Source organism: Microcoleus sp. (assembly GCF_049646505.1).
Lineage (GTDB): Bacteria > Cyanobacteriota > Cyanobacteriia > Cyanobacteriales > Microcoleaceae > Microcoleus.
The window spans coordinates 1-2,382 of record NZ_JBARVX010000150.1; the positions used below are offsets into that span (position 1 = coordinate 1).

Annotated in this window: 2 protein-coding genes; both read left to right on the forward strand. The window is 43.6% G+C overall.

Annotation, left to right across the window (positions count from 1 at the left end; genetic code table 11):
• On the forward strand, positions 1–770 hold a 770-nt coding region (locus tag WBA89_RS08210; RefSeq protein ID WP_424405480.1), incomplete at its 5' end, for an AAA-like domain-containing protein.
• A gap of 117 nt (positions 771–887) precedes the next feature.
• Positions 888–1,838 carry a phytanoyl-CoA dioxygenase family protein gene (locus WBA89_RS08215; RefSeq protein ID WP_424405482.1) on the forward strand — a complete coding sequence of 317 codons (951 nt, stop codon included), beginning with the start codon at positions 888–890 and terminating at the stop codon, positions 1,836–1,838.
• Positions 1,839–2,382: the final 544 nt, after the last annotated feature.

Genomic DNA, 2,382 nt, shown 5'->3' on the forward strand with positions numbered 1-2,382 from the left:
TCTTAAAATGGTTTTGCGCCTACGTTGGGCGCGAGTTGCACTTAGCCAATCAATTAGACGATTATTGGGACGAAATTTTTGGCAGCAAAGTCAACTGCAAAGATTACTTTGAAAAATATATTTTGCCACAAATCGACAGTCCTTTAATTTTAGGATTAGACGAGATCGATCGCGTTTTCCAATATCCAGATATTGCCGAAGACTTTTTAGGACTGTTGCGGGCGTGGCACGAAGAATCAAAACGGCGCGACATCTGGAAAAAACTGCGATTAATTGTAGTTCATTCCACCGAAGTTTACATTCCGATGAACATCAATCAATCGCCTTTCAACGTGGGACTGCCCGTAGATTTACCGGAATTCAACCACCTGCAAATCCAAGATTTAGCCGCGCGTCACAACTTAAATTGGTCGGATGCAGAAGTTGAGCAACTGACAGCAATAATCGGCGGTCATCCGTATTTAGTGCGAGTTGCATTATATCACATTTCGCGATCGGATTTGACCCTTGATGAATTAAAAGAAACTGCGATCGCAGATGGGGGAATTTACAGCGACCATTTGCGCCGGCAGTTGTGGAATTTAGAAGAATATCCAGAGTTGGCGCAGGGGATGAGAGAGATTGTGGCGGCGGATTCTCCGGTGCAATTAAAGGCGATGCAGGCGTTTAAATTAGACAGTTTGGGGTTGGTGAAATTGCATGGTAACGAGTGCGTGCCGAGGTGCGAACTGTACCGACAATATTTTAAAACTAATTGGGGAGTTAATTAATTGTAGATTTTAGCTCGTTAATGACGTAGAATCAGCAGTAGGGTGAAAGAGCAGCACAAATATCGCAAAAGAGCGATCCGGCTTTCCCCTGTGCAGTATCAAGGTAAAATAGGGGCCATGACTGAAGAAACCGTGACTCTGAGAAAGTCTCTTGACTTAGATAAATTAATTCCACTTCTGCCACAAGCAGAAGATATTAACTACTGGCGGGATCTCAACCCCAATTCAACTATTTCCGATCGACCATTTGAAGGCTTTTCCGAAGTTTCGGGAATCCAAAAAGCAGAAATTGACGAGTACAGGCTGCAACTGCGAGAAGAAGGCTATTTCCAAACACCTAGCGTCATACCTGCTGCTACTATTCACCAGATGCGCGACTGTATAGAAAATGTCCGAAAAGCAGGGTTTCCGACAATGTTTGCCCTCGTCTACGATATCTTCTATCAAGTATTTGGTTACTTTAACTCAACATTGACAGGAATTTTGGGAAACGGCTACAAGCTAGTTCCCAATTTTTGGGTTTATTACATAGAAACTTCTGACAGCGGCAAAGGATTTGAGCCTCACCGCGACGCCGAGTACGAAAATACTATAGACTCCAACGGTATGCCGACAGTGCTTACTCTCTGGGTGACAATTACTGAGGCCAATCCCCTCAATTCATGTATGTACATGATTCCGGCAAACCGCGATCCAGAGTATGCGGAAGCTATCAAAAATCTCCAGACAAAAGCTACTAAATTTGCCTTGGAAGATATCCGCGCTTTACCTACACAAGCTGGTACTCTATCGTGCTGGGATCAATACGTTTTTCACTGGGGAAGCCGCAGTAGCAGTCGGGCTAAATCGCCTCGAATTAGCTATGCCGTATATTGTCAGCGAGGGGATATTCCACCAGTTGATGATGTGATTGTCGATATCCCATCAGTCCTTGATTTCCCAACGCGGTTATCTCTGATTTGCAGAGGTTTGTATCGCTATTCTTACGCCAGTTTACAGCCATCCCCACAGGCGGAAGCACTGTTAGATTTCTTGAGGAAGCATACGGCATCTCTTAACAAAATTTAATATAATTTTCCCAAAAAGCCAGTCATCTCAATAGCGGTTCCATCGGAATGATTTAACCGCAGAGGACGCAGAGTACGCAGAGTATCCAGAAGAGAGAGAGATGGGGATAACTAACCTGGATTTGGTATAATTTCTGTAATTAATAATCAGGTGAACGGTGGTCGTGAACGATATTTTTTTGATAACTTCCGATAATTGGCTAGACTGGATAGCCGTGTTTGGTTATCTAGGTTTTACAGCTTTCATTGCATGGCGCGTAATCACCACAAAGTAGATATATTATGAAATTACCTTCTTCCTCTTCTTCTTCTTTCTTACTTTGCGTCCTTCGCGCCTTCGCGGTTCGTTAAATAAACAGTAAAATAAGACAATAATCAACTAGCCCATACAGTTATGCCGCCCGTCGAAAGTGTAGCAGCAATTCCGAACGATCTGATTTTGCGCTTGAGAATCGAGCAGTATCATGCGATAATTCAAGCTGGCATTCTCACCGATGATGACTCTGTAGAATTGCTGGAAGGTTGGCTGGTTTTCAAAATGCCCA

Coding starts and splice junctions, on each gene's coding strand:
- WBA89_RS08215 (WP_424405482.1), top strand. CDS start 888: ATGACTGAAGAAACCGTGACTCTGAGAAAGTCTCTTGACTTAGATAAA.